The sequence below is a fragment of the Nocardioides carbamazepini genome (assembly GCF_024614185.1).
In the GTDB taxonomy this organism is placed as follows: domain Bacteria; phylum Actinomycetota; class Actinomycetes; order Propionibacteriales; family Nocardioidaceae; genus Nocardioides; species Nocardioides carbamazepini.
This window is the reverse complement of the sequence record NZ_JAHTLF010000016.1, coordinates 470,980-492,359: the sequence shown is the minus strand read 5'-3', so window position 1 is coordinate 492,359 and position 21,380 is coordinate 470,980. Positions and strand designations below refer to the sequence as shown.

Genomic DNA, 21,380 nt, shown 5'->3' with positions numbered 1-21,380 from the left:
GAGCCTCGGCGACGGGCTCAACGCGTGGGGTCGAGCAGCGGTTGGAGATAGAGCCACTTCCACGAGTCCTCTCCCAGCGACGGAGGCGCCACGTTACCCCGCGCGGTGGACGTCTCCTCGGCCTGGCCCGTCACGCCCCAGGTCAGCTCGCCCGTCTTCTCGTCCACGCGCACGCCGACGTCGTAGCCCCGCACGCCCGGCGCGACCCGCGGGAGGTTCTGCGTGCCGCGAGGGTTGCTCTTGGTGATCGGCTCGGTGCAGCCGACGTTGTCGGGCATCGGGGCGTTGCCCCGGTCGGACTCCGGGTTGCGGCGGGTCTTGAGGTAGCCGTCGTAGCAGGGGGTGCTGGTCAGGGCGAGCACCAGGCCGAAGTGCGCGTCCCAGAACCCGCTGCCGCCCTCCTGCTTCGACCGCTTGCCGACGACGACCTGGCCGGCGCCGATGGCGTACGGGTAGACGACCAGCAGCTGCTTGACGGCGTCGAGGTGCTTGACGACGACCTCGCCGGTGGCGACCAGGTTGGCGAGGAGCTCACTGATCTCGACGCCGTTCTGCTCGAGGAAGGTCCGCAGCTGGGTCGCGGCGACCGAGCCCGAGTCGATCACCTTGCGCAGCGCGGGGTCGGCGCCGGCGAGCGCGGAGCTGAACAGCGAGAGCTGCTGGGCGAAGGTCCGCAGTGAGGACTCCGAGGCCACCTGGCCCTGCAGGACGATGTTGCTGTCCCGGATCAGGGCGGTGGTGAGGTCGAAGTTCTCGTCCGCGGTCTCGATGAACGAGTTGCCGGTGTCGATGATCCGCTGGAGGTCCGGGCCGGTGCCGGCGAACGCCTGGCCGAGCTCGCTGACCGTCGTCCGCAGGGCCTCACGATCGACGCTCGCCACCGTCGACGACAGGTCGCCGAGCAGCTTCTCGGTGGCGATCGGCGTCGCGACGTCGACGATCTCCGAGCCCTCGCGGAGGTAGGGGCCGTCGTCGGTCTGCGGCTGCAGCTCGACGTACTGCTCGCCGACGGCCGAGCGGTTGCCGACCAGGGCGAGGGTGTCGCTGGGGATCTTGTCCCACTTCTTCTCGATGTCGAGCCGGACGTCGACCCCCGCGTCGGTCAGCTCGAGCTCGCCGACGGTGCCGATGCCGACCCCGCGGTACGTCACCTCGGCGCCGGTGAAGATGCCACCGGACTCCGGGTAGTGGGCGATCACCGTGTAGCTGCGCTCCACGACGAGCCGGTCGAGCTTGGCGTAGCGGGCGCCCACGAAGGAGACGCCGAGCAGCGTGATGAGCGCGAAGACCATCAGCTGGATCCGGGTGCGACGGGTGATCACTGTGCCGACCTCGCCCTCTGCCGCTGCTGCGTCGGCTGCCCCGGCTGCCCGGGCTCCCCCGACCGGGTCAGCGGCGCGGCGTACAGACTGACCAGGTCGGTGTCGTAGGCGGCGTCGAACTCCGACCACATCGTGTCGACGTCGCTGTGACCGCCCGGGGCCGGGCGGCCGAGACCGCCGCCCTTCAGCACGCTGGAGAGCAGGTTCTGGATCGGGTTGCTGCTGGCGGGCGCATTGCCGGTCGCCGCGGTGCTCTTGTTGCCACCGCCGAGGAGGTTGCAGAGCAGCTTCACGGCCGCGCAGACGTCGTCGAGGAGGTACTGCGGCAGCAGCAGGCACTTCTGCGGGTCCGGCGGCGTCTTCAGGCAGCCCTGGAGCGTCTTCCACGCACTGTCGCAGAGGTTCTTCAGGTTGATCAGCTGGTCGAGCGGCGAGTCCGGCAGCTCGTTGACCAGGAGACAGGGCAGGTCCGGCAGGGTCAGGTTGCCCACGTCGAGCTGCAGGTCGATCGACAGGTTGACGTAGTCGCCCATGTGGAGGTTCCGCGCCACCTGCGGGTCGCGGCCCACGGACTCGTCGATGAACGGGTACGTCAGGAAGGTGCTGAAGCCCTTGGCGAAGTCGTCGCCGGCCTCGGCGATCTGGAAGAGCACCGGGTCGAGCATCTTGAGCGTGTCGATCGTCGCGGCCTTCGTGGTGTTGATGACCCGGACGCCGACGTCGCTGAGCTGGGTGAGCCCGTCGAGCATGGCGACCAGGTCGGCACGCTGCCGGTCGAGGGAGTCCAGCGCGCTCGGCAGCTCCTCGAGGGCGAGGTCGATGCTGTCCTGGTGCTCCTTGGCGGTGACCGCGAGCCGGTTGACCGACTCGATCGCATCGACGATGTCCTGCTTGCGCTGGTCGAGCTGGCCCATCAGCGAGGAGACCTGGGTGAGCACCGACTTCGCGGAGTCCTCCCGGCCCTCGAGTGCGAGGTTGAGCTCGGTCGTGATCGTCTTCAGCTGGGCGATGCCGCCGCCGTTGAGGACCAGGCTGAGCGCACCGAGCACCTCCTCGACCTCCGGGTTGCGGCCGCCGTCCTCGATGACGTCGCCGTCGGCGAGCCGGCCCTGGGCGCCGGTCGGCGGTGCCGCGAGCGAGACGAACTTCTCCCCCAGCAGGCTGGTCTGCCGGATCGAGGCGACCGGGTTGTCGGGAAGGTCGACGTCCTTGCGCAGCTCGAGGGTCACCACGGCCCGATAGCCGTCGAGACGCACCTCGGTGACCTGCCCGACCGCGACGTCGTTGACCTTGACCGACGACTTGGGCACCAGGTCGAGGACGTCGTCGAAGCGGACGCTGACCTGGATCGGGTCCTTGCCCGTGTCGGCGCCACCGGGCAGCGGCAGCTCGTAGACGTCGAAGTCGCAACCGGTGAGCAGCACGGCCCCGGCGAGCAGGGCGACCAGGCCCTGCAGCCGGCGACGGAGACCGCGACGGAGACCGGGACGGGGCCCGGAACGGTGCTTCATCGGTCCACCCCCACCAGTCCGTTGAGCGTCGGGTCATAGGTCTCGCCGTACCAGGAGCCGGTGCCGAACGGAGCACCGCGCGGGAGCAGGGTCTCGATCAGTCCGCAGATGTCGCCCTTGGCGTCCGCGCCCGACACCAGCGCGCACAGCACGGCGCTCGGGTTGGAGGTCAGCTCGTGCAGGAGGTTCCCGATGTTGGCGTTGGTGTCGAGCGTGCCGTCCTTCGGGTTGTAGGTGTGGTAGAGGTTCGTGATCGCGAGCGGGCCGGCCTGCAGCAGCTCGTCGAGGGCGCCGCGCTGGCGGACCAGCACCTTCGCGACCCGGTTGATGTCGCGGATGTTGCGACCGAGCACCTCGCGGTTGCGCTTCACGAAGCGGGCGACGTGGTCGAGCGCCGTACCGAGGTTCGAGAGCGCGGTCGTCAACTCCTGTCGCTCGTCGGCCAGGAGGCTCGACACGTCGCCGAGGGACCTGTTGAAGTCGCGCACCGTCGTGTCGTTGTCGGCCAGCGTCTTGAGGAAGGACTCGAGCTGCTGGGCCGACTCGAAGAGCTCGTCCTTGTTGTTGTCGAGGGTCTCGCTCAGCCGGCCGAAGTCCTCGATGGTCTGGTGGAACTGGGCGCCCTGGCCGCCGAAGTTCCGGGCCGTCTGCTCCAGGAGGTCGCTCAGCGCGCCCTCCTTGTTGGCGCCCTCGGGCCCGAGCGCGACGGTCAGCTTGTCGATGCTGCCGTAGATCTCGTCGAGCTCCAGCGGGATCGCGGTCTTGGTCGCGTCGATGACGGTGTTGTCGGCCATCACGCGGTCGCCGTCCTCGAAGGCCGGCGAGAGCTGGATGTAGCGGTCACCGACCACGGAGGGCGACACGATGACCGCATCGGCGTCGGCCGGCACTTTGAGCTCGGAGTCGTAGGACATGACGACCTTGACCTTGGTGCCCTCGGGGACGACCTCGCGCACCCGCCCGACAGGGATGCCGAGGACGCGGACCTCGCTGCCCTCGTAGACCGAGACCGCCCGCGGGAAGTAGGCGGTCACCGTCTTGTCGTTGCCCGAGCTGCCGAACATCCAGACCAGGCCGGTGACGACCAGGACCCCGATGACGGCCAGCGGGAGCCAGCGGCGCACCTTGCTCACCGAGTCGTTCACGGCGTCACCGTCCCGGGCACCGGCGGCAGGTTGAAGATGTAGGTGTCGAACCACGGCCCGTTGCCGAGCGTGCTGGCGAAGACGCGATAGAACGGCGCCATCAGGCGGATCGACTCCTCGAGGTTGTCCTCGTTCTTCTTCACGACCTGCAGCACCGAGTCGAGGCTGTCGAGGGCGGGCTTGAGGTCGGCGCGGCTGTCCTTGATCAGGCCCGTCAGCGTGGTGCTCAGCGTCGACGTCGACTTCAGCAGCCGATGGATCTGCGCCTTGCGCTGGAGCAGTGCGGTGAAGAGCGTGTCGGCGTCCTTCATCAACGCCACGATGTCCTCGTCACGCGAGTCGAGCACGGTCGAGACGCGGTTGAGGTTCTTCAGCAGGGAGTTGATCTCGTCGTCGCGCGAGGCGACCGTCTCCGCGAGCGAGGACAGGCCGTCGAGCGCCGAGCGGAACTCCTCGGGGGTGTTGCGGGTCAGGTCGGCCAGCGTGGTGAGCGCGCCGGCGAGCTGGTCGGTGTCGATGTCCGCGGAGGTCTCGGCCAGGCCCGTGAAGGCCTCGACCACGTCGTACGGCGAGCTGGTGCGCTCGACCGGGATGACCGCGCCCTCCGCGAGCTGGCCCTCACCGGCCGGGTCGAGGGCGAGGTACATCGAGCCGAGGATGGTCTTCACCTTGATGTCGGCGCGGGTGTCGGGGCCGAAGGGGGTGTCGGTCTTGATCTTGAAACCGACCTTCACGGAGTTCCCGTCGAGCTCCATCGAGGTCACCTGGCCGACGCGGACGCCGGCGATGCGGACCTCGTCCTTGGCCTTGAGGCCGCCCGCCTCGGAGAACGAGGCGTAGTAGGTGTCGCCGCCTCCGATCAGCGGCAGGTCGTTGGCCCGGAAGGCGGCGACCAGGCCGAGCAGCAGCACGGCGATGCTCACCGCACCGATCACCACGGGGTTGCGCTCGCGGAAGGGCTTCATGTCAGGCGTCCTCCCCTCATCCGAGCGTGCAGCGGTCGGCGGTCGCGCCATAGGTGGCGCTGACCGGGTTGGGGAGGATCGGGACCTTGATGGTGGCCTTGAAGTGGCACAGGTAGAAGTTGAACCAGGAGCCGTACGTCGCCGTGCGCCCGATCTTGGTGAGCTTGATCGGCAGCACCTGCAGGGCGCGGTCGATCTCGGCGCGGTTCTTGTCCAGGGTCCCGGCGACCCTGCGCAGCTCCTTGATGTCCTTGATGAACGGGTCCTTGATGTCGGTGACGAGCGCGGCCGTCTGCACCGACAGCTCGGAGATCGAGTCGAGGGAGGACAAGATCGCCTCCCGGTCCTCGTTGAGCCCGCCGATCAGCGAGCGGAAGCTGTCGATCAGGTTCGTCAGCTGCTTGTCGCGGTCCGCGACATGGTCGAGGACGTAGTCGAGGTTGGTCAGCAGCTCCCCGATGACCTGGTCGCGGTCGGCGAGGGTCTGGGTGACCGACGCGGTGCTCGACAGCAGGCCCTCGACGGTGCCGCCCTCCCCCTGGAAGACCTGGACGATCTCGTACGACAGCTTGTTGATGTCGTCGGGTGACAGGGCCTGGAAGAGCGGCTTGAAGCCGTTGAAGAGGACCGTCAGGTCGAGCGCCGGCCTGGTGCGGTCGACCGGGATGGCGTCGTCCTCGCCCAGCCGCTCCCCGCCCGCTCCCTCCTGGGTCAGCGAGATGTAGCGCTGGCCGATCAGGTTGCGGTACTTGACCGTCGCGTGGGTCGCCTCGTCGAGCCGGGTGTCCGCGTCGACCGAGAAGGTCACCCGGGCCCGGTCGGCGCTGATGACCCTGATCTCCTGGACGGTGCCGACCTTGACGCCCGCGATGCGGATGTCGTCGCCCTTGTTGACGCCGGTGGCGTCGACGAAGTCCGCGGCGTAGTCCTTGGTCGCACCGAAGGAGAGGTTGCCGATGGTGATGATCAGGACGCTCGTCGCGAGCGCCGTGCTCACCATGAAGACGACCAGCCGGATCAGGTCGCCGCTGGTCTTCTTGTCGAGGCCGCGCAGCATCACGACGACTCACCCCCGGCGAGGAGCGGGCCCGCGAGGAGCACGTTGAGGTCGGATCCGGCGCCGGCGTACTCCTGGTCGAGCGCGCCGCGCAGGGCGGCCACGTCGTCGGGGCTGCCGGTGTAGCCGGTGCTCCCGGGGGCCGGGCGCAGGTTGCCCTTGCCGGTGTCGCCGTTCATGCCGTCGTTGAGGCGCGGCAGCGGCGGGAACGGGTTCTGCTGGCTCCACGGGATGTCCGGCAGGCCGAGGCAGTCGGGGCCACGGTCCTCGCCGAAGATCGGCGCGTCGGCGGGCGTGTACTTCCGCGGCTGGTCCTGCAGCGTCTCGAGGACGATGTGCAGCTCGAAGCCACGGAAGGCCTCCGCGAGGCGCCCCTGGGCCTTGACGATGCCCGCCGACATGCACGGGATCGTCGGCGCGTAGCGGGCGACGGCCCGCAGGGTCTCGGTGCTCAGCTCACCGGCGCGCTTCAGGCGGTCGGCGTTGGCGTCGAGGAAGGACCGCGCGGTGTCGGAGAAGCTGCGGATGTCACGCAGGGTCGCGGTCAGCGCGGCCTCACGCTCCTCGATGGTGCCGGTCGTCTTCACGGTGTCATCGAGGATCTGGGCCACCTGGGGAAGGATGTCGGCGTAGGTGTCGGAGACCTCGGCGGTCAGCTTCAGGTCCTCCAGCAGGGCGGGGATCTGCGGGTTGATCCGCTTGAGGTAGCTGTCGAGCGTCTCGAGGTTCTTGCCGAGCAGCTCACCCCGCCCCTGGAGGGCGGTCGCGAGGGCGGTCAGCGTCGCGTTGAGCTCGGCCGGCTGCACCGTGCGCAGCAGCGGATAGAGGTCGGAGAGGACCTCCTCGAGCTCGGTCGAGACCACGGTCCGCTCGATGGTCCCGCCGGCACGCATCGTGCCCGACGGTCCGGTCTCGGGCACCACGAGCGACACGTACTTCTCGCCGAACAGCGTCTTCGGCACGATCGAGCCGGTGACATTGGCCGGTACGACGCCGATCTTGTCGCGGTAGATGCCCAGCGTCAGCTCGGCGCCACTGACCCCGGACCGGGCGTCGAGCACCTCGCCGACGATCACGCCGCGGACCTTCACGTCGGCCCGGTTGGGCAGCTGGAGGCCGATCGAGGAGGTCTTGAGGGTGACCCGGTCGTAGTCGGTGAACTTCTTCGTGAACGTGGCGTAGGTCAGCCACACGCCGAGGAGCAGCAGTGCCACGAAGAGCACACCGAGCACCTTGTGGGCCGCGAGGATCCGGTTCATCGCCCGATCACCCCGCGAGCCTGACGGTGGTCGAGGCACCCCAGATGGCCATCGACAGGAACAGGTCGATCACGTTGATCGCCACGATGCTGGTCCGGACCGCGCGGCCCACGGCCACGCCCACCCCCGCGGGACCGCCCGAGGCGGTGTAGCCGTGGTAGCAGTGGATCAGGATCACGACCACCGCGAACACCAGTACCTTGCCGAACGACCACAGCACGTCGCCCGGTGGCAGGAACTGGTTGAAGTAATGGTCGTAGGTGCCCGATGACTGCCCGTAGAACTGGGTGACGACCAGCCTGCTCGCGACGTACGACGACAGCAGGCCCACGACGTAGAGCGGGACGATCGCGATGAGTCCGCCGATCACCCGGGTGGTGACGAGGAACTGCATCGAGGGGATCGCCATCACCTCGACCGCGTCGATCTCCTCGGAGATCCGCATCGCGCCGAGCTGCGCGGTGAATCCGCAGCCGACCGTCGCCGCGAGGGCGATGCCCGCGACCAGCGGGGCGATCTCACGGGTGTTGAAGTAGGCGGACACGAAGCCGGCGAAGGCCGCGGTGCCGAGCTGGTTGAGCGCGGCGTACCCCGACAGGCCGACCTGGGCGCCGGTGAAGAAGGTCATGCCGATGATGACGCCGACGGTGCCGCCGATGACGGCGAGGGCGCCGGACCCGAGGGTGACCTCGGCGAGGATCCGCAGGATCTCGCGGGGGTAGCGCTTGATGGAGCGCGGCAGCGCGAGCAGGACCTTGATGTAGAAGGACAGCTCGTGACCGAGGTTGTCCAGACCCTTCATCGGCCGGTCGTAGATCGCCTTGATGTTCGCCATGTCAGCTAACCCGTCTTCGGGGGCACGACCTGCAGGTAGATCGTGCTCAGGGTGAAGTTGACGACGAACAGGAGCAGGAAGGTGATGACGACGGACTCGTTGACGGCGTCGCCGACGCCCTTGGGGCCACCGCCGGCGTTCATGCCCTTGTAGGAGGCGACGATCGCGGCGATGAGACCGAAGACGAGGGCCTTGATCATGCCGATCCACACGTCGGGCAGCTGGGCGAGCGCGGTGAAGCTGGCGAGATAGGCGCCGGGGGTGCCGTCCTGGAGGATCACGTTGAAGACGTAGCCGCCGCCGACGCCGACGACACTGACCATGCCGTTGAGGAAGACCGCGACGAGCATGCAGGCGAGCACGCGGGGCACGACGAGACGCTGGATCGGGTCGATGCCCAGCACCATCATGGCGTCGAGCTCCTCGCGGATCTTCCGCGCGCCCAGATCGGCCGCGATGGCCGAGCCGCCCGCGCCCGCGATCAGCAGCGCGGTCGCGATGGGACCCGCCTGCTGGATGACCGCCAGCACCGACGCGGAGCCGGTGAAGGACTGCGCGCCGAACTGCTTGATCAGGCCTCCGACCTGGAGCGCGATGACCGCGCCGAAGGGGATCGCGACCAGGGCCGTGGGGATGATGGTGACCGACGCGATGAACCAGGCCTGCTGGATGAACTCACGCCCCTGGAACGGGCGCCGGAACAGCCCTCGTCCCACGTCCAGCGCGAAGGCGAACAGCTTGCCCGCGGCGCCGAGTGGGGCGACCACGCGTGCAGCGGTGAGCGACACCTAGCGCCCCTTTCGTCCTGATCCCGTGTCGTCGTGCCCCCGATGTCCTGCTCGCTCAGCCGGCGCTGCTCCCGGACGCGTGCTCCGCCTCGCGGGTGAAGGACCCGGGAGGCGGCGTGATGCCGTTGGCGCGGCACCAGGCGCCCGGCGCGGCCTGCGCGCGACGCGGGATGCCGTTGGACGGCTCCATCTGCAGCGGGATCGGCGGGAGCGGCGGCAGGTCCATGTCCTTCTCGGCCGCGAGCTGGTCGGCGTCCTTCTCCTCCGACATGCCGATCGGACCGATCGTCTGGGCGTTGAGGAACTGGCGCACCACCGGCTCGTCCGAGGACAGCAGCATCTCGCGCGGACCGTACATCGCGAGGTGCTTGTGGTAGAGCAGGCCGATCTGGTCGGGCACCACCCGGACGCTGTGGATGTCGTGGGTGACGATGAGGAAGGTCGCGTCGATCTGGGCGTTGAGGTCGACGAACAGCTGGTTGATGAACGACGTGCGCACCGGGTCGAGGCCGGAGTCGGGCTCGTCGATCAGCAGGATCTCGGGGTCGAGCACCAACGCGCGGGCCAGGCCGGCGCGCTTGCGCATGCCGCCGGAGATCTCGCCGGGCAGCTTCATCTCGGCGCCGAGCAGGCCGACCATGTCCATCTTCTCCATGACGATGTCACGGATGTCGGACTCACTCTTCTTGGTGTGCTCGCGCAGCGGGAAGGCGACGTTGTCGTAGAGGTTCATCGAGCCGAACATCGCGCCGTCCTGGAACAGCACGCCGAACAGCTTGCGGATCTCGTAGAGCTCCTTCTCGGAGCAGCTCGCGATGTCGGTGCCCTCGATCACGATGGAGCCCTCGTCGGGCTTGATCAGGCCGATGAGCGCCTTGAGGAAGACGGACTTGCCGGTGCCGGACGGGCCGAGCATCACCGAGATCTCGCCCGCGGGCAGGGTGAGCGACACGCCCTTCCAGATGAGCTGCTTCCCGAACTGCTTCGTCAGGTTCGTGACCTGTACGTCGACGCCCATGTTCGTCCTCTCCCTACGTCCGCTCGCCAGCCCCCGCTGCGAAGGATCAACGCAGCCGCGTGGCGCACGTTACGCGGCAACCGTGGCGCGCGTCACGCCGACCCAGCCATCGAGACCCGCACCTTACTGGCGAGTAGAACCTAGCGTCCAACTCGCGAGTAGTGCTATGGCTGCCGCCGGAAAACGCACGAGGCCGGCAGGGCGGATGCCCTGCCGGCCTCGGGACCGGACTGTGTTCCGTCAGGAACAGGTCACTTCAGGGTGACGGTGGCGCCGGCGCCCTCGAGGGACTCCTTGGCCTTGTCGGCCGTCTCCTTGTTGACCTTCTCGAGGATCGCCTTCGGGGCGCCCTCGACGAGGTCCTTGGCCTCCTTGAGACCGAGGGAGGTCAGCGCGCGGACCTCCTTGATGACGTTGATCTTCTTGTCACCAGCGGCCTCGAGGATGACGTCGAACTCGTCCTGGGCAGCGGCCTCCTCGGCACCGCCCGCGGCACCGCCGGCGGCGGGGGCAGCGGCAACGGCGACCGGAGCGGCGGCGGTGACGCCGAAGGTCTCCTCGAACTGCTTCACGAACTCGGAGAGCTCGATGAGGGTCATCTCCTTGAACGCGTCGAGGAGCTCGTCGGTGGTGAGCTTCGCCATGGTGGCGGTTCCTTTCTCAGGTGGTCGGCGTGCGTACGTCGCGCGCCGGCCGGGTTTCAGGTGGTGGTGACGCCGGGGCCTCAGGCCTCGGCGGTGTCGCCCTCGTCAGAGGCGGCCGCGTCCGCGTCGTCCGCGGCGGGAGCCTCGTCAGCGGGGGCCTCGGCAGCCTCGTCGGCAACCGGAGCCTCCTCGGCGGCGGCCGGCGTACCGGCACCACCTGCGAGGATCGAGGGGTCCTCCTGGGCCTTCGCCTCCAGGGCGCCGGCGAGCCGGGCAGCCTGGGCGAGCGGGGCGTTGAGGAGGTAGACGGCCTGGCTGAGGGAGGCGAGCATCGCGCCCGCCATCTTGCCCAGCAGGACCTCGCGCGACTCGAGGTCGGCGAGCTTGCCGATCTCCTTCGCGTCGAGGAAGTTGCCGTCCAGAACGCCACCCTTGATGACCAGGGTGGGGTTCGCCTTGGCAAAGTCACGCAGACCCTTGGCCGCCTCGACGACGTCGCCCTTGATGAAGGCGATCGCGGTCGGGCCGGTCAGCAGGTCGTCGAAGCCGTCGATGCCCGCCTCCTTGGCGGCGAGCTTGGCCAGCGTGTTCTTGACCACGGCGTAGTTGGCGTTCGCACCGAGGGAGCGGCGAAGGTCCTGCAGCTCCTTGACGGTGAGACCGCGGTACTCGGTCAGCACAGCGCCAGCGGACTCACTGAAGGACTCAGCGATCTCCGCGACGGCGGCCTGCTTGTCTGCCCGCGCCATGGGTCTCCTTCCGGATGGAAGACCTCCGCACTCGTCCGGGAAAGACGAACGCCCCGAGCGCAGGCGCTCAGGGCGTGGACCTCGCGGCTGGAACCGCGTCATCGGTGCTCTGATCCCCTGCGCAGGCCGTCCACTCTCGCGGAACCTTCGGTCCGGACTGGTAGCCCGGACAACCGGCGGTCTTTAGGTTTCGAGGAGCAACGGTACGGCGCCCGCGGGCCCGGGCCAAATCGTGGCGAGCCGGATCGCGGGCCGATCGGCGAGGGTCGAGAGGTTCCGCCCTCCGTCCACCATCGCTACCGTGACGCCATGGACGCCGACGTGCTCGGCAGGGGACGCGAGCTCGGGACGATCGCCCGGCTCCTCGACGGACAGGGCATCGCGGGCCTGACCTTCACCGGTGAGCCCGGCATCGGCAAGTCGACGCTGTGGGAGGCCGGGCTGGACATCGCCGCAGCACGCGGGTGGCGCACGCTGCGAGCCCGGGTGGGCGAGGCGGGCGCGGCGTTCGGGTTCGGCGTCCTGGCCGACCTGTTCGCCGGCATCGAGCTGGACGACGTACGACTCGACCCTCCGGTCCGCCAGGCCCTGGCGGCCGCCATGCTCCGCGAGGTGCCGGCCGAGCCGATCACCGCGACGGCCGTGGCCCGGGGGACGACGGCAGTGCTGCAGGCGCTGGCGACGCAGGGCCCGTTGCTCATCGCGATCGACGACGTCCAGTGGTCGGACGCGGAGTCCACGCAGGCCCTCGCCCAGGCCGCGCGCAGTCTGGCTGGAGGAAGGCTGCGGTTCGTGTTCACGCGGCGCAGCGGCGAGAGCGCGACGCCCATCGAGTCCGTGCTGCAGCGTCGGGAGCTGGACGTCGTGGACGTCGGTCCGCTCTCCCACGAGATGGTGCCCCGGCTGTTGGTCCGCCGCCTGGATCTGGCCCTGCCGCGCTGGCTGGGCGTGAGGGTCGCCGATCATGCGCGGGGCAACCCGCTGTTCGCGCTGGAGATCGGCCGGGTGCTGCGCGACCGGCCGCTGCCGCCGTTCGGCGCTCCCCTGCCCGTCCCCACGGACCTGGCCGACCTCTTCGCCCAGCGCGTCGCCCACCTCCCCGCGCCCGAGCGGGACCTCCTGTTGGCGACGGCCGCCGAGCCGCTGCTCGGAGACGGAGACCTGGTCGCGCTGGGGGATGCCGAGACCCTGGCCCGAGCGCTCGACGATCGGCTGCTGCTCATCGACCCGGATACCGGCCGGGTCCGTCCCGCGCACCCCCTGCTGGCGGCCACCGCGTGGACCGCGGCAGGCCCGGAGACACGTCGTGCCCTGCACCGCCGGCTCGCCGCCGTACTCGGCGACACCGAGCGCGGCGTCCGGCACCGCGCGCTGGGCTCGCACGGGTACGACGACCGCCTCGCCGCTCTGCTCGACCGGGCCGCCGAGCAGGCGGCTGCCGCCGGACGCGCGGAGACGGCCGTCGAGCTCGCCCGGCTCACCCTCGACCGCACCACCCCCGACTGTCCCGACCGACCCGAGCGGGTCCTGCGCCTGGCCGAGCGGATGTCGGTGGCCGGGGTCACCGCCGAGCTCACCGCGCTGCTCGACCACGAGCTGACCGCTCTGCCCGCCGGAGACCTGCGCGCCCGGGGGTGGCTGCTCGCGACGGACGGCGAGGTCGAGTCGATCGCCCGGTGCCTGGACTACATCGACCGAGCCATCGCCGACGCGTCGCACGCGCCCACGCTCCGCGCCGAGGCCCTGTCGCTGCGGGCGACGGTGATGGCGGTGGCCCAGGTGAGGCACATCCAGGACGCGGTCCACCTCGCGGAGCGGGCGGTGGAGCTCGACCCGGAGGCGACGCTCGGCGCCTCCTGGGCCAGGGCGATGGCCGGCCTCCCCGACTCCGACCGGGTCGATGACGTCACGACGGCGAGCCGTCGCTGCTGGCGCGGCGACGTCGCGGGCGCGCGGCGCCTGCTGACCGCCCGCATCGCAGCGGACGAGGAATGCGGCGGGCACGCCGACTTCCTCGCGGCGAACATGCTCCTGACCGAGGTGGAGCTGCGCGCCGGTCGCCTCGACCGCGCGACGGAGCTGCTCGAGGTGGTGGAGGCGTTCGGCTACGCGGAGGCGTTCGACAGTCCCGACCACCTGCGTCTGCAGGCCCGGCTGGCCGCGCTGCGCGGTCGGCGCGCGGAGGCCGAGCAGTGGCTGGGCGCGACTCGGCCGCTCGCCCGCGCGGTCGACTCCGGCTGGGTGCTGCTCGACCTGTCGATCACCGAGGGGCTGGTCGCCACCTGCGCCGGCGATCCGTCCCGGGCAGCCACGGCTCTGGGCGAGGTGTGGGACTGGTGCCGTCGCGAGGGCGTCGGGAACCCCGGGGCCTTCCCGGTCGCGTTCGAGCTGGCCGCTGCCCGCCTCGCGGTCGGGGAGGCCGACGCGGCCTGGGCCGTCGCGGACCAGCTCCGGGCAGCGGCCGACGCACAACAGCATCCCTGGGCGCTCGCCGTCACCCGGGCGCTCGACGCACTCCGCGGCGCCGTCGAGGGATCCCATGCGCCGGGGGTCGCGGCGGCCGTGGCGACGCAAGCGGCCGACGAGCTCCGGGCGATGGGCCTGGCCTTCGACGCCGCGCGGGTCCTGACCGTCGTGGGGGCCGCGCTACGGCGCCGGCGCCAGTGGGGGCACGCGCGGACGCTGCTGGAGGCGGCCAGCGCCGAGCTGAGCGAGATCGGGGCCGACGGCTGGGTCGCGCTGGTCGGCGACGAGCTCGGCAAGGTCGGCGGGCGGCGGCGGACGCAGGACGGCGCCCTGACCCCGGCGGAGCTCGCGACCGCGCGGCTCGCGGCGGACGGGCTCTCCAACCAACAGGTGGCCCGTCGTACCGGCACCTCGGTGCGCACGGTGGAGACCCATCTGAGCCGGGCCTACCAGAAACTGGGCATCACCGCGCGCTCACAGCTCGCGACGGCCCTCGCGCCGCGCACCGAGCCCGTCCCGTGACCGGTGCGCATCGCTCCCTCGTCGAGGCCTCGTTGATCCTGCGTGGTTTCCACGATTGAGGCGACGACCGGCGGTTCCTAGCGTCAGCGTGGCCGCCCTCCGGACGGCGCGGACGGGACCACCACGAAGGGATTCACCATGATGCGGATCATCCGGTCGCTCGGGCGCGGTATCGCCTCCCAGGCCATCGCGATCCTGGCGCTCACCATCGCCGTCTCGGGCACGGCCTACGCCGTCGCAGCGAAGAACAGCGTGGTGAGCTCGTCGATCAAGAACGGCCAGGTCAAGACCAAGGATCTCGCGCCCAATGGCGTCGACGGCAGCCGGATCGCCCCGAACGCGGTCGAAGGGAGCCGGATCGCGCCCAATGCCGTCGACCGCACCCGGATCGCCCCCAACGCCGTCGACAGCGGCAAGGTCGTCGACGACTCGCTCACCGGCGCCGACATCGCGGAGGGGTCGCTGGGCATCGTCCCGTCAGCCCGGACCTCGCAGCTCGGGGGGCTCGCCTGGTCCTCTCCGGTCGGTGGCTGCACGCCGGCCACCACCACGACATTCGAGAAGTGCGTCGAGACGACCATCACCATGCCGGCCGCCGGCCGGCTGGTGCTGATCGGGCAGGTGGGCATCTCGCACCGCACCGACAACCAGTACCAGGCGACCGGCCACTGCGGCTACCGGGTGAACGGCACCAACCAACCCATCGTCAGCGTCGCCCGGAACGCCGGCAACCTCGCGGGCGGCTGGAACGACTACACGCCGATGATCGACACGGTGACGGTCCCCGCGGGTCCCGTGACGATCGGGATCTGGTGCGTGGACAGCTACTACTCGAAGTTCACGGACGTGAAGTTCGCGGCGATCGCGGCCTCACCGTCGACACCCTGACCGTACGCCGGACACCGGCGGGCGGAGTGGGACCCGGACTTGGCACGATGGTCCTCATGTCCTCCTCCGTCCCGCCGCTGTCCGCCCTGTCCGCCGACGACCTCGCCGCGCGCCTGACGACCGCGCGTGCCGCCTACGACGAGCTGAAGGCTCGCGGTCTCGCGCTCGATCTGACCCGCGGCAAGCCCGGCGCCGACCAGCTCGACCTCGCCAACGACCTGCTGAGCCTGCCGTCGACGTACCGCGACCGGTCCGGCGCCGACGTCCGCAACTACGGCGGTCTCGAGGGCCTGACGGAGATGCGGGAGATCTTCGCCGACCTGCTCTCCGTCGACGTCGCGAGCGTCGTGGCCGGCGGCAACTCGAGCCTGACGATGATGCACCAGGTGCTCACCGCGCTGCTGCTCAAGGGCGGCCCGGACTCGCCGCGACCGTGGAGCCAGGAGCCGGTCGTGAGGTTCATCTGCGCGGTGCCCGGCTACGACCGCCACTTCACGATGCTCGCCGAGCTCGGCATCGAGATGCTCACCGTCCCGATGACCCCCGACGGCCCGGACCCGGTCGCGGTCCGCGCGCTCGTCGCCGACGACCCGAGCGTCAAGGGCATGTGGATCGTGCCGACGTACTCCAACCCGACCGGCGCGGTCTGCTCCGCCGAGGTCGCCGCCGAGCTGATGGCGATGCCGACCGCGGCGCCGGACTTCCGGATCCTGTGGGACAACGCCTACGCCGTGCACCACCTGACGGAGGAGGAGACCAAGAGCGCCGACGCGCTCGGGCTCGCCGCCGCCTCCGGTCACCCGAACCGGCCGATCATCTTCGCCTCGACCTCCAAGATCACCTTCGCCGGCGCCGGCGTCGCCGCGCTGGCCGCCTCGCCGGAGAACAAGGCGTGGTACCTGCAGCGCCTCAACTTCGCGGCCATCGGCCCCGACAAGGTCAACCACCTGCGCCACGTGGAGTTCTTCAAGGACGCCGACGGCGTGCGCGCGCACATGCGCAAGCACCGTGCTCTGCTCGCCCCGAAGTTCGCGGCGGTCGAGGAGGCCCTCTCGACGCGACTCTCCGGCCTCGGCATCGCCGAGTGGACGGTGCCGACCGGCGGCTACTTCGTGAACCTCGACGTCCTCGACGGTACGGCGTCGCGCGTGGTCCAGCTCGCCAAGGAGGCCGGCATCGTGCTGACCGCCGCGGGCTCGGCGTTCCCGCACGGCAACGACCCCCACGACCGCAACGTCCGTCTCGCCCCCTCCTTCCCGGTGCTCGCCGAGGTGGAGGCCGCCATGGCGGGGGTCGCGGTGTGTGTCGAGCTCGCCGCGCTGGAGAAGCTCACCGCCTGAGGTCGGGCGGGCGCAACGGTCAAGAAGCAGGCACGAACGGCGTCAGCCGGATCGTCGTGAACTGTCCGATGTCGAGGATCTCGGTGCCCACCCGCGCCGGGACCGCCGCGGGCAGCTGGCCCGACGCCAGCTGTACGACGACCAGCGAGGCGGGCTCGGCCTCGGCGCCGGCGAGGTCGCCGGTCCACTCGAGATCGCTCGCTGCCCGCTCCCCCGGCGCGAGGCGGATCGACGCCGAGGAGACGGGGTCGCCATTGATGGAGCGGTCGCTGTGCTCGACCTCGGGCACGAAGGTCGACCCCCACCGGCCCCGCACGCCGATGCCGGGCACGCCCTCGACGACGCAGGTCTCCTTCGAGCTGTTGCGCACGACGATGCGGGAGTACCGGTGCCCCAGGCTGGAGTCGAGGCCCTCCAACGTGACGGCGACCTGGTCCGGAGCGCAGTGGCCGTCCGCGCGCACCGAGGACCGGGTGCGCAGGACGGCGGTCAGGGCGGCGCCGTCGAGCTCGTCGTCCGCCGGCGGCAGGGACCCGTCGGGGCTCTCGTCGTAGCCCGGCGGGACCTCCTCGAGGCCCGGCGGGGCCGTGGTGCCCGCCGGCTCGGCCGGCTCCGGCGGCGTCGACTCCGGGTCGTCACTGCATCCCGCGAGCGCCAGCGCGACGACCACCGCCCCGAGAAGTGTCCTCACGCCGCCACCCTAGGAGGCGGGGAGATGCGCGACGCCCGCCGTCCCCTTGCGGGGCCGGCGGGCGTCGTACTGCTGGATGCCTGGATCAGGCCTCGTCCTCGACCGTGACGTTCTTGATGCGGTTGGGGTCGACCTGGACGCCGGGGCCCATGGTCGTGGAGACGGTGATCTTCTTCAGGTAGCGGCCCTTGGAGCTGGACGGCTTGAGCCGCAGCACCTCCTCGAGGGCGGCGGCGTAGTTCTCGACGAGCTGCTGCTCCGAGAAGGACGCCTTGCCCACGATGAAGTGGAGGTTGGCGTGGCGGTCGACGCGGAACTCGATCTTGCCGCCCTTGATGTCGGAGACGGCCTTGGCCGGGTCCGGCGTCACGGTGCCGACCTTCGGGTTGGGCATGAGGCCACGGGGACCGAGCACGCGACCGAGGCGGCCGACCTTGCCCATCAGGTCCGGGGTGGCGACCACGGCGTCGAAGTCGGTCCAGCCGCCGGCGACCTTGTCGATCAGCTCGTCGCTGCCGACGAAGTCGGCGCCGGCCTCGCGGGCGGCGTCGGCCTTGTCACCGTTCGCGAACACGAGGACGCGGGCGGTCTTGCCGGTGCCGTGGGGCAGGTTGACGGTGCCGCGGACCATCTGGTCGGCCTTGCGCGGGTCGACACCCAGGCGCATGACGACGTCGAGGGTCTCGTCGAACTTCTTCTTGCTGGCGGCCTTGGCGATCTTGATCGCGGCCAGCGGCGCGTAGAGCTCGTTCTTGTCGAACGTCTCCGCAGCCGCGCGGTAGGTCTTGCTGCGCTGCATGGTGGTTCCTAACTTGAAGAGGAGGTGTGGTCAGCGGGCCAGCGCGGCCCTTCCACAGTTGTTCAGGCCTCGACGGTGACGCCCATGGAGCGAGCGGTACCCTCCACGATCTTCATCGCGGCGTCGATGTCGTTGGCGTTGAGGTCGGGGAGCTTCGTCGTCGCGATCTCGCGCACCTGGTCCTTGGTCAGCTTGCCGACCTTCTCCTTGTGCGGGACGCCCGAGCCCTTCTTGAGGCCGGCGGCCTTCTTGATCAGCTCCGCGGCCGGCGGCGTCTTCGTGATGAAGTCGAACGACCGGTCCTCGTAGATGGTGATCTCGACGGGGATGACGTTGCCGCGCATGGACTCGGTCTGGGCGTTGTACGCCTTGCAGAAGTCCATGATGTTGACGCCGTGCGGACCGAGCGCGGTACCGACCGGCGGAGCCGGGGTGGCCGAGCCGGCCTGCAACTGCACCTTGACCAGTGCGGCGATCTTCTTCTTGGGAGGCATTCCTCTATCTCTTTCTTCTCGTGGTCATGACGAGGCGTACGTCGTGCGCCTCTGCCACCTGCGTCACCGGGCCGTGGAGCAACCATGGCCCAGGCAACCCAGACATTCTTCCGCGCCGAGACGCGGACGGCGAAATTCAGACCCGCTGGATCTGCGAGAACGACAGCTCGACCGGGGTCTCGCGGCCGAAGATCTCGACGAGCGCCTTGACCCGCTGGGCCTCGGCGTTGATCTCGGTGATCGTCGCGTGCAGGGTGGCGAACGCACCGTCGACGATGAGGACCGAGTCGTTGACGTCGAAGTCGGCGACCTCGATCGGCTTCTTGGCGGGCGTGGCCGCGGTGCCACCGCTCGCCGCCGCGGCGGCCTCCGCCTCGGCGGCAGCCGCGGTGACGACGGCCGGGGCGAGCATCTTCTCGACCTCGTCCATGCTCAGCGGCACCGGCTGGTGACTGTGGCCCACGAAGCCGGTGACCGACGGCGTGTGCCGCACGGCGGCCCAGGACTCGTCGGTCAGGTCCATCCGGACCAGGACGTAGCCGGGAAGAACGGTGCGCTTGACCATCTTGCGCTGGCCGTTCTTGATCTCGGCGACCTCCTCGGTGGGGACCACGATCTCGTGGATGTAGTCCTCCATGTTGAGGGAGTGGATCCGGTTCTCGAGGTTCTGCTTCACCCGGTTCTCCATGCCGGAGTAGGTGTGCACCACGAACCAGTCGCCGGGCTTGGCCCACAGCTCGCGGCGGAACGCCTCGAGCGGGTCCTCGGCGGCGGCCTCGGGCGCCTCCTCGTCGGAGTCGGCGGCCTCGGGAGAATCGGCGTCGTCGGAGTCGTCCTCATCGGAGTCGGCGTCGTCCTCGACGACGGCGATCTCGTCGGCACTCTCGAGGTCGGCGGTCTCGTCGACGTCGATCTCCTCGGCCTCGACGGGGGTGTCCTCGGCGACATCGACGCCCGGGACGTCGGTGTCGAGCGCCGCCTCGGCGAGCGCCTCGTCAGCCTGGGCCGGGTCGTACTGCTCGGACACGTGCTGCTCCATCAGTTGTCGAAAAAACGAACAGTTGTCAGCCGACGCGGGCGCGTCGGGCTCAGATGTCGTCGGCGCCGGTGAAGACCTCGAACGCGAGCTTGCCGAGCGCGAGGTCCAGGACGGACACGAGGGCGATCATCACGAGAACGAACACGATGACGACGACGAAGTAGGTGCCGAGCTGCTCCCGGGTCGGGTACACGACCTTGCGGAGCTCCGCGACCACCTGCCGGTAGAAGGTCACCAGGCCGGTGCGGTTCTCGGGCTGCTTGCCGCCCGAGGAGTCCTTGCGGCCCCCACGGACTGCCGGAGCATCCGCCACGCTGCTCACCTTCTCTTCATCAGCGCCGACCGTCCGGCCGGCTGGTCGTCATCTCTTTGCAGGGCACGAGGGACTTGAACCCCCAACCTTCGGTTTTGGAGACCGATGCTCTGCCAGTTGAGCTAGTGCCCTCCGACGCCTCCGCCACCAGTGTGCCGACCGCCCGAAGGGCGCGCCTCACCATGGGGCAGAACCACCAAACCGGGAGTCTACGGGGTCGGCCCCAGCCGAGTCGAACCGACGTCCATCTTGCCGCTGACCTGCAGGTTCGCCGTACCGGGCCGACACACAACCCAGAGCCTGCCATCGGCCCAACCCGGCCTCGACGCTCCCGTCCATCCGTCGTCAGCCCCGTTCCCGACTGCTGCGCGGCGCGCATCGCCGACGTGGACGACCTCGGGTCGGCCTGGACCAGTTGGGACAGTTTGGAAGGGGTATTTGGACCGTAAGTGGACCCCGATCAAGTCATCCGTTGGAAGATCCACACACGAGGTTGCCGCTTGGTCCGTCACCGTGGTCGATCTCCTGCTTGTTGAGCTTGCACACGCAGACCGGCGATGAGAGATCGCGAACGTCCTCGGGACCATAGAAGCAGCCCTCGCTCTGGTGGTGGCCGACTCCGTGCCCGCACTCAGGACAGAGCCTCCGCAGCGACGCGAGCCGAGTGCCCGGCAGGTCATCGAGGCAGGCCCTGGGACATGGCGTGCTTCCGAAGTCAGCTGGCGGTCCAGCCGCCATCGAGAAGATGGGAGCCGCCGGTCATCGACGCGCTGTGCGGACCGCACAGGAAGGCGACCAGCTCGGCCACCTCGGCCGGCTCCACGAGCCTCTTGCTCGCAGACCGCTGGAGCAGGATCTCGTCGACGACGCGGTCCTCGGGTAGTGAGTGGACCTCGGCCTGTGCCCGGATCTGGTTCTCGACCAGTGGTGTGCGGACGTAACCCGGGCACACCGTGTTGCTCGTGACGCCCTTGCCGGCGGCTTCGAGGGCGATGACCTTCGACAGACCCTCCAGGCCGTGCTTGGCGCTGACGTACGCCGACTTGTAGGCCGACGCGCGATGACCGTGGACGGAGGATACGTGCACGATCCGTCCCCAGCCGCGCCGGTACATCCCTGGTAGCACTGCGCGCGTCAGCTGAAAGGGAACCTCGAGCATCAGGCGGAGGATCAGGGCGAACGTCTCCGGTGGGAACTCCTCGACCGGTGCGACGTACTGCACACCTGCGTTGTTGATGAGGATGTCTGCGTCGAGGTCCAGCGCGGCGACGGCCCCGGGGGCCGTGAGGTCGACGGCGAGTGCTCGGCCGCCGATTGAGGCGGCGACCTGCTGCGCCTGCTCGGCGTCGCGATCCAGCACGGTGACGGTAGCTCCGCGGGCCGCGAGTGTCTCGCTCACCGCGCGGCCGATCCCTCCGGCCCCACCGGTGACAACAGCGACTCGACCGGCCAACGGGCGGTCATCGGAGTGGTTCACACCAAGGAGGCTAGGAACCCGACACCGCCGTGGCCTCGGTCGCGATCACGAACTGGGC

At 69.8% G+C, this 21,380-nt stretch carries 20 protein-coding genes and 1 tRNA gene; 3 read left to right on the top strand and 18 right to left on the bottom strand.

The genetic code is table 11. From position 1 onward, the window contains the following. Window positions 1-17: 17 nt before the first annotated feature. The 11 genes from KVF89_RS15075 to rplJ all read right to left on the bottom strand — a co-directional run bounded on the left by KVF89_RS15075 (window position 18) and on the right by rplJ (window position 11,293). Window positions 18-1,322, bottom strand: coding sequence for an MCE family protein (locus KVF89_RS15075; RefSeq protein WP_257426682.1), 1,305 nt, complete (start codon window positions 1,320-1,322; stop codon window positions 18-20). Beyond that, entirely contained in the window at window positions 1,319-2,833 is a 1,515-nt protein-coding gene (locus tag KVF89_RS15070; protein ID WP_257426680.1) for an MCE family protein, read from the bottom strand. The genes KVF89_RS15075 and KVF89_RS15070 overlap by 4 nt, the downstream gene beginning before the upstream one ends. Beyond that, a complete protein-coding gene (locus tag KVF89_RS15065; RefSeq protein WP_257426678.1) occupies window positions 2,830-3,978 on the bottom strand; it encodes an MCE family protein in 1,149 nt (382 codons plus the stop codon). The genes KVF89_RS15070 and KVF89_RS15065 overlap by 4 nt, the downstream gene beginning before the upstream one ends. Beyond that, window positions 3,975-4,943: an MCE family protein gene (locus tag KVF89_RS15060; RefSeq protein ID WP_257426676.1), complete on the bottom strand. Its 969-nt coding sequence runs from the start codon at window positions 4,941-4,943 to the stop codon at window positions 3,975-3,977. Before KVF89_RS15060 ends, KVF89_RS15065 begins: the two co-directional genes overlap by 4 nt. Before the next feature lie 16 nt (window positions 4,944-4,959). Then, entirely contained in the window at window positions 4,960-6,000 is a 1,041-nt protein-coding gene (locus KVF89_RS15055; protein WP_257427614.1) for an MCE family protein, read from the bottom strand. Then, on the bottom strand, window positions 6,000-7,259 hold the full coding sequence (locus KVF89_RS15050; protein ID WP_257426674.1) for an MCE family protein: 1,260 nt from the start codon (window positions 7,257-7,259) through the stop codon (window positions 6,000-6,002). Before KVF89_RS15050 ends, KVF89_RS15055 begins: the two co-directional genes overlap by 1 nt. A gap of 7 nt (window positions 7,260-7,266) precedes the next feature. Further along, window positions 7,267-8,094, bottom strand: coding sequence for an MlaE family ABC transporter permease (locus tag KVF89_RS15045; RefSeq protein ID WP_257426666.1), 828 nt, complete (start codon window positions 8,092-8,094; stop codon window positions 7,267-7,269). Window positions 8,095-8,099: 5 nt separating this feature from the next. After that, entirely contained in the window at window positions 8,100-8,882 is a 783-nt protein-coding gene (locus tag KVF89_RS15040; protein WP_257426664.1) for an MlaE family ABC transporter permease, read from the bottom strand. Window positions 8,883-8,937: 55 nt separating this feature from the next. Next, the gene (locus KVF89_RS15035; RefSeq protein ID WP_257426662.1) at window positions 8,938-9,900 is read right to left on the bottom strand and encodes an ABC transporter ATP-binding protein; all 963 of its coding nucleotides are present in this window, start codon (window positions 9,898-9,900) and stop codon (window positions 8,938-8,940) included. Between the two features lie 251 nt (window positions 9,901-10,151). Continuing rightward, window positions 10,152-10,544: a 50S ribosomal protein L7/L12 gene (gene rplL, locus KVF89_RS15030; RefSeq protein WP_257426660.1), complete on the bottom strand. Its 393-nt coding sequence runs from the start codon at window positions 10,542-10,544 to the stop codon at window positions 10,152-10,154. An 80-nt stretch (window positions 10,545-10,624) separates the two neighbouring features. Beyond that, window positions 10,625-11,293, bottom strand: a complete 669-nt coding sequence (gene rplJ / locus KVF89_RS15025) for a 50S ribosomal protein L10 (RefSeq protein WP_257426658.1) — start codon at window positions 11,291-11,293, stop codon at window positions 10,625-10,627. Window positions 11,294-11,602: 309 nt separating this feature from the next. Between rplJ and KVF89_RS15020 the strand changes: the two genes are divergently transcribed. The 3 genes from KVF89_RS15020 to KVF89_RS15010 all read left to right on the top strand — a co-directional run bounded on the left by KVF89_RS15020 (window position 11,603) and on the right by KVF89_RS15010 (window position 16,509). Beyond that, entirely contained in the window at window positions 11,603-14,281 is a 2,679-nt protein-coding gene (locus KVF89_RS15020) for a helix-turn-helix transcriptional regulator (protein ID WP_257426657.1), read from the top strand. Window positions 14,282-14,419: 138 nt separating this feature from the next. Continuing rightward, on the top strand, window positions 14,420-15,169 hold the full coding sequence (locus KVF89_RS15015; protein ID WP_257426655.1) for a hypothetical protein: 750 nt from the start codon (window positions 14,420-14,422) through the stop codon (window positions 15,167-15,169). Between the two features lie 56 nt (window positions 15,170-15,225). Further along, a complete protein-coding gene (locus KVF89_RS15010; protein ID WP_257426654.1) occupies window positions 15,226-16,509 on the top strand; it encodes an aspartate aminotransferase type Ic in 1,284 nt (427 codons plus the stop codon). A gap of 19 nt (window positions 16,510-16,528) precedes the next feature. Here the strand turns inward: KVF89_RS15010 and KVF89_RS15005 are convergent, their stop codons facing one another. From KVF89_RS15005 to KVF89_RS14975, 7 genes are all read right to left on the bottom strand, one after another. After that, window positions 16,529-17,200, bottom strand: a complete 672-nt coding sequence (locus KVF89_RS15005; protein ID WP_257426652.1) for a DUF4232 domain-containing protein — start codon at window positions 17,198-17,200, stop codon at window positions 16,529-16,531. Between the two features lie 85 nt (window positions 17,201-17,285). Then, window positions 17,286-17,999 (bottom strand): 50S ribosomal protein L1, encoded by a 714-nt coding sequence (gene rplA, locus KVF89_RS15000; RefSeq protein ID WP_257426650.1) that lies wholly within the window; start codon window positions 17,997-17,999, stop codon window positions 17,286-17,288. A gap of 62 nt (window positions 18,000-18,061) precedes the next feature. Next, window positions 18,062-18,493 carry a 50S ribosomal protein L11 gene (rplK, locus tag KVF89_RS14995; protein WP_257426648.1) on the bottom strand — a complete coding sequence of 144 codons (432 nt, stop codon included), beginning with the start codon at window positions 18,491-18,493 and terminating at the stop codon, window positions 18,062-18,064. A gap of 136 nt (window positions 18,494-18,629) precedes the next feature. After that, window positions 18,630-19,535, bottom strand: a complete 906-nt coding sequence (gene nusG, locus KVF89_RS14990; protein WP_257427613.1) for a transcription termination/antitermination protein NusG — start codon at window positions 19,533-19,535, stop codon at window positions 18,630-18,632. A gap of 46 nt (window positions 19,536-19,581) precedes the next feature. Continuing rightward, window positions 19,582-19,845, bottom strand: coding sequence for a preprotein translocase subunit SecE (secE, locus tag KVF89_RS14985; RefSeq protein WP_257426647.1), 264 nt, complete (start codon window positions 19,843-19,845; stop codon window positions 19,582-19,584). A gap of 59 nt (window positions 19,846-19,904) precedes the next feature. Next, window positions 19,905-19,977, bottom strand: a tRNA-Trp gene (locus KVF89_RS14980). A gap of 583 nt (window positions 19,978-20,560) precedes the next feature. Beyond that, window positions 20,561-21,322 carry a 3-hydroxybutyrate dehydrogenase gene (locus tag KVF89_RS14975; RefSeq protein ID WP_257426646.1) on the bottom strand — a complete coding sequence of 254 codons (762 nt, stop codon included), beginning with the start codon at window positions 21,320-21,322 and terminating at the stop codon, window positions 20,561-20,563. Window positions 21,323-21,380: the final 58 nt, after the last annotated feature.

Excerpts from the sequence above, each read along its gene's own strand:
- KVF89_RS15050 (WP_257426674.1), bottom strand. The coding sequence starts at position 7,259 with ATGAACCGGATCCTCGCGGCCCACAAGGTGCTCGGTGTGCTCTTCGTG.
- KVF89_RS15010 (WP_257426654.1), top strand. The coding sequence starts at position 15,226 with ATGTCCTCCTCCGTCCCGCCGCTGTCCGCCCTGTCCGCCGACGACCTC.
- KVF89_RS15060 (WP_257426676.1), bottom strand. The coding sequence starts at position 4,943 with ATGAAGCCCTTCCGCGAGCGCAACCCCGTGGTGATCGGTGCGGTGAGC.
- rplA (WP_257426650.1), bottom strand. The coding sequence starts at position 17,999 with ATGCAGCGCAGCAAGACCTACCGCGCGGCTGCGGAGACGTTCGACAAG.
- KVF89_RS15015 (WP_257426655.1), top strand. The coding sequence starts at position 14,420 with ATGATGCGGATCATCCGGTCGCTCGGGCGCGGTATCGCCTCCCAGGCC.
- KVF89_RS15035 (WP_257426662.1), bottom strand. The coding sequence starts at position 9,900 with ATGGGCGTCGACGTACAGGTCACGAACCTGACGAAGCAGTTCGGGAAG.
- rplK (WP_257426648.1), bottom strand. The coding sequence starts at position 18,493 with ATGCCTCCCAAGAAGAAGATCGCCGCACTGGTCAAGGTGCAGTTGCAG.
- rplJ (WP_257426658.1), bottom strand. The coding sequence starts at position 11,293 with ATGGCGCGGGCAGACAAGCAGGCCGCCGTCGCGGAGATCGCTGAGTCC.
- rplL (WP_257426660.1), bottom strand. The coding sequence starts at position 10,544 with ATGGCGAAGCTCACCACCGACGAGCTCCTCGACGCGTTCAAGGAGATG.
- KVF89_RS15055 (WP_257427614.1), bottom strand. The coding sequence starts at position 6,000 with ATGCTGCGCGGCCTCGACAAGAAGACCAGCGGCGACCTGATCCGGCTG.
- KVF89_RS15020 (WP_257426657.1), top strand. The coding sequence starts at position 11,603 with ATGGACGCCGACGTGCTCGGCAGGGGACGCGAGCTCGGGACGATCGCC.
- KVF89_RS15045 (WP_257426666.1), bottom strand. The coding sequence starts at position 8,094 with ATGGCGAACATCAAGGCGATCTACGACCGGCCGATGAAGGGTCTGGAC.
- KVF89_RS15070 (WP_257426680.1), bottom strand. The coding sequence starts at position 2,833 with ATGAAGCACCGTTCCGGGCCCCGTCCCGGTCTCCGTCGCGGTCTCCGT.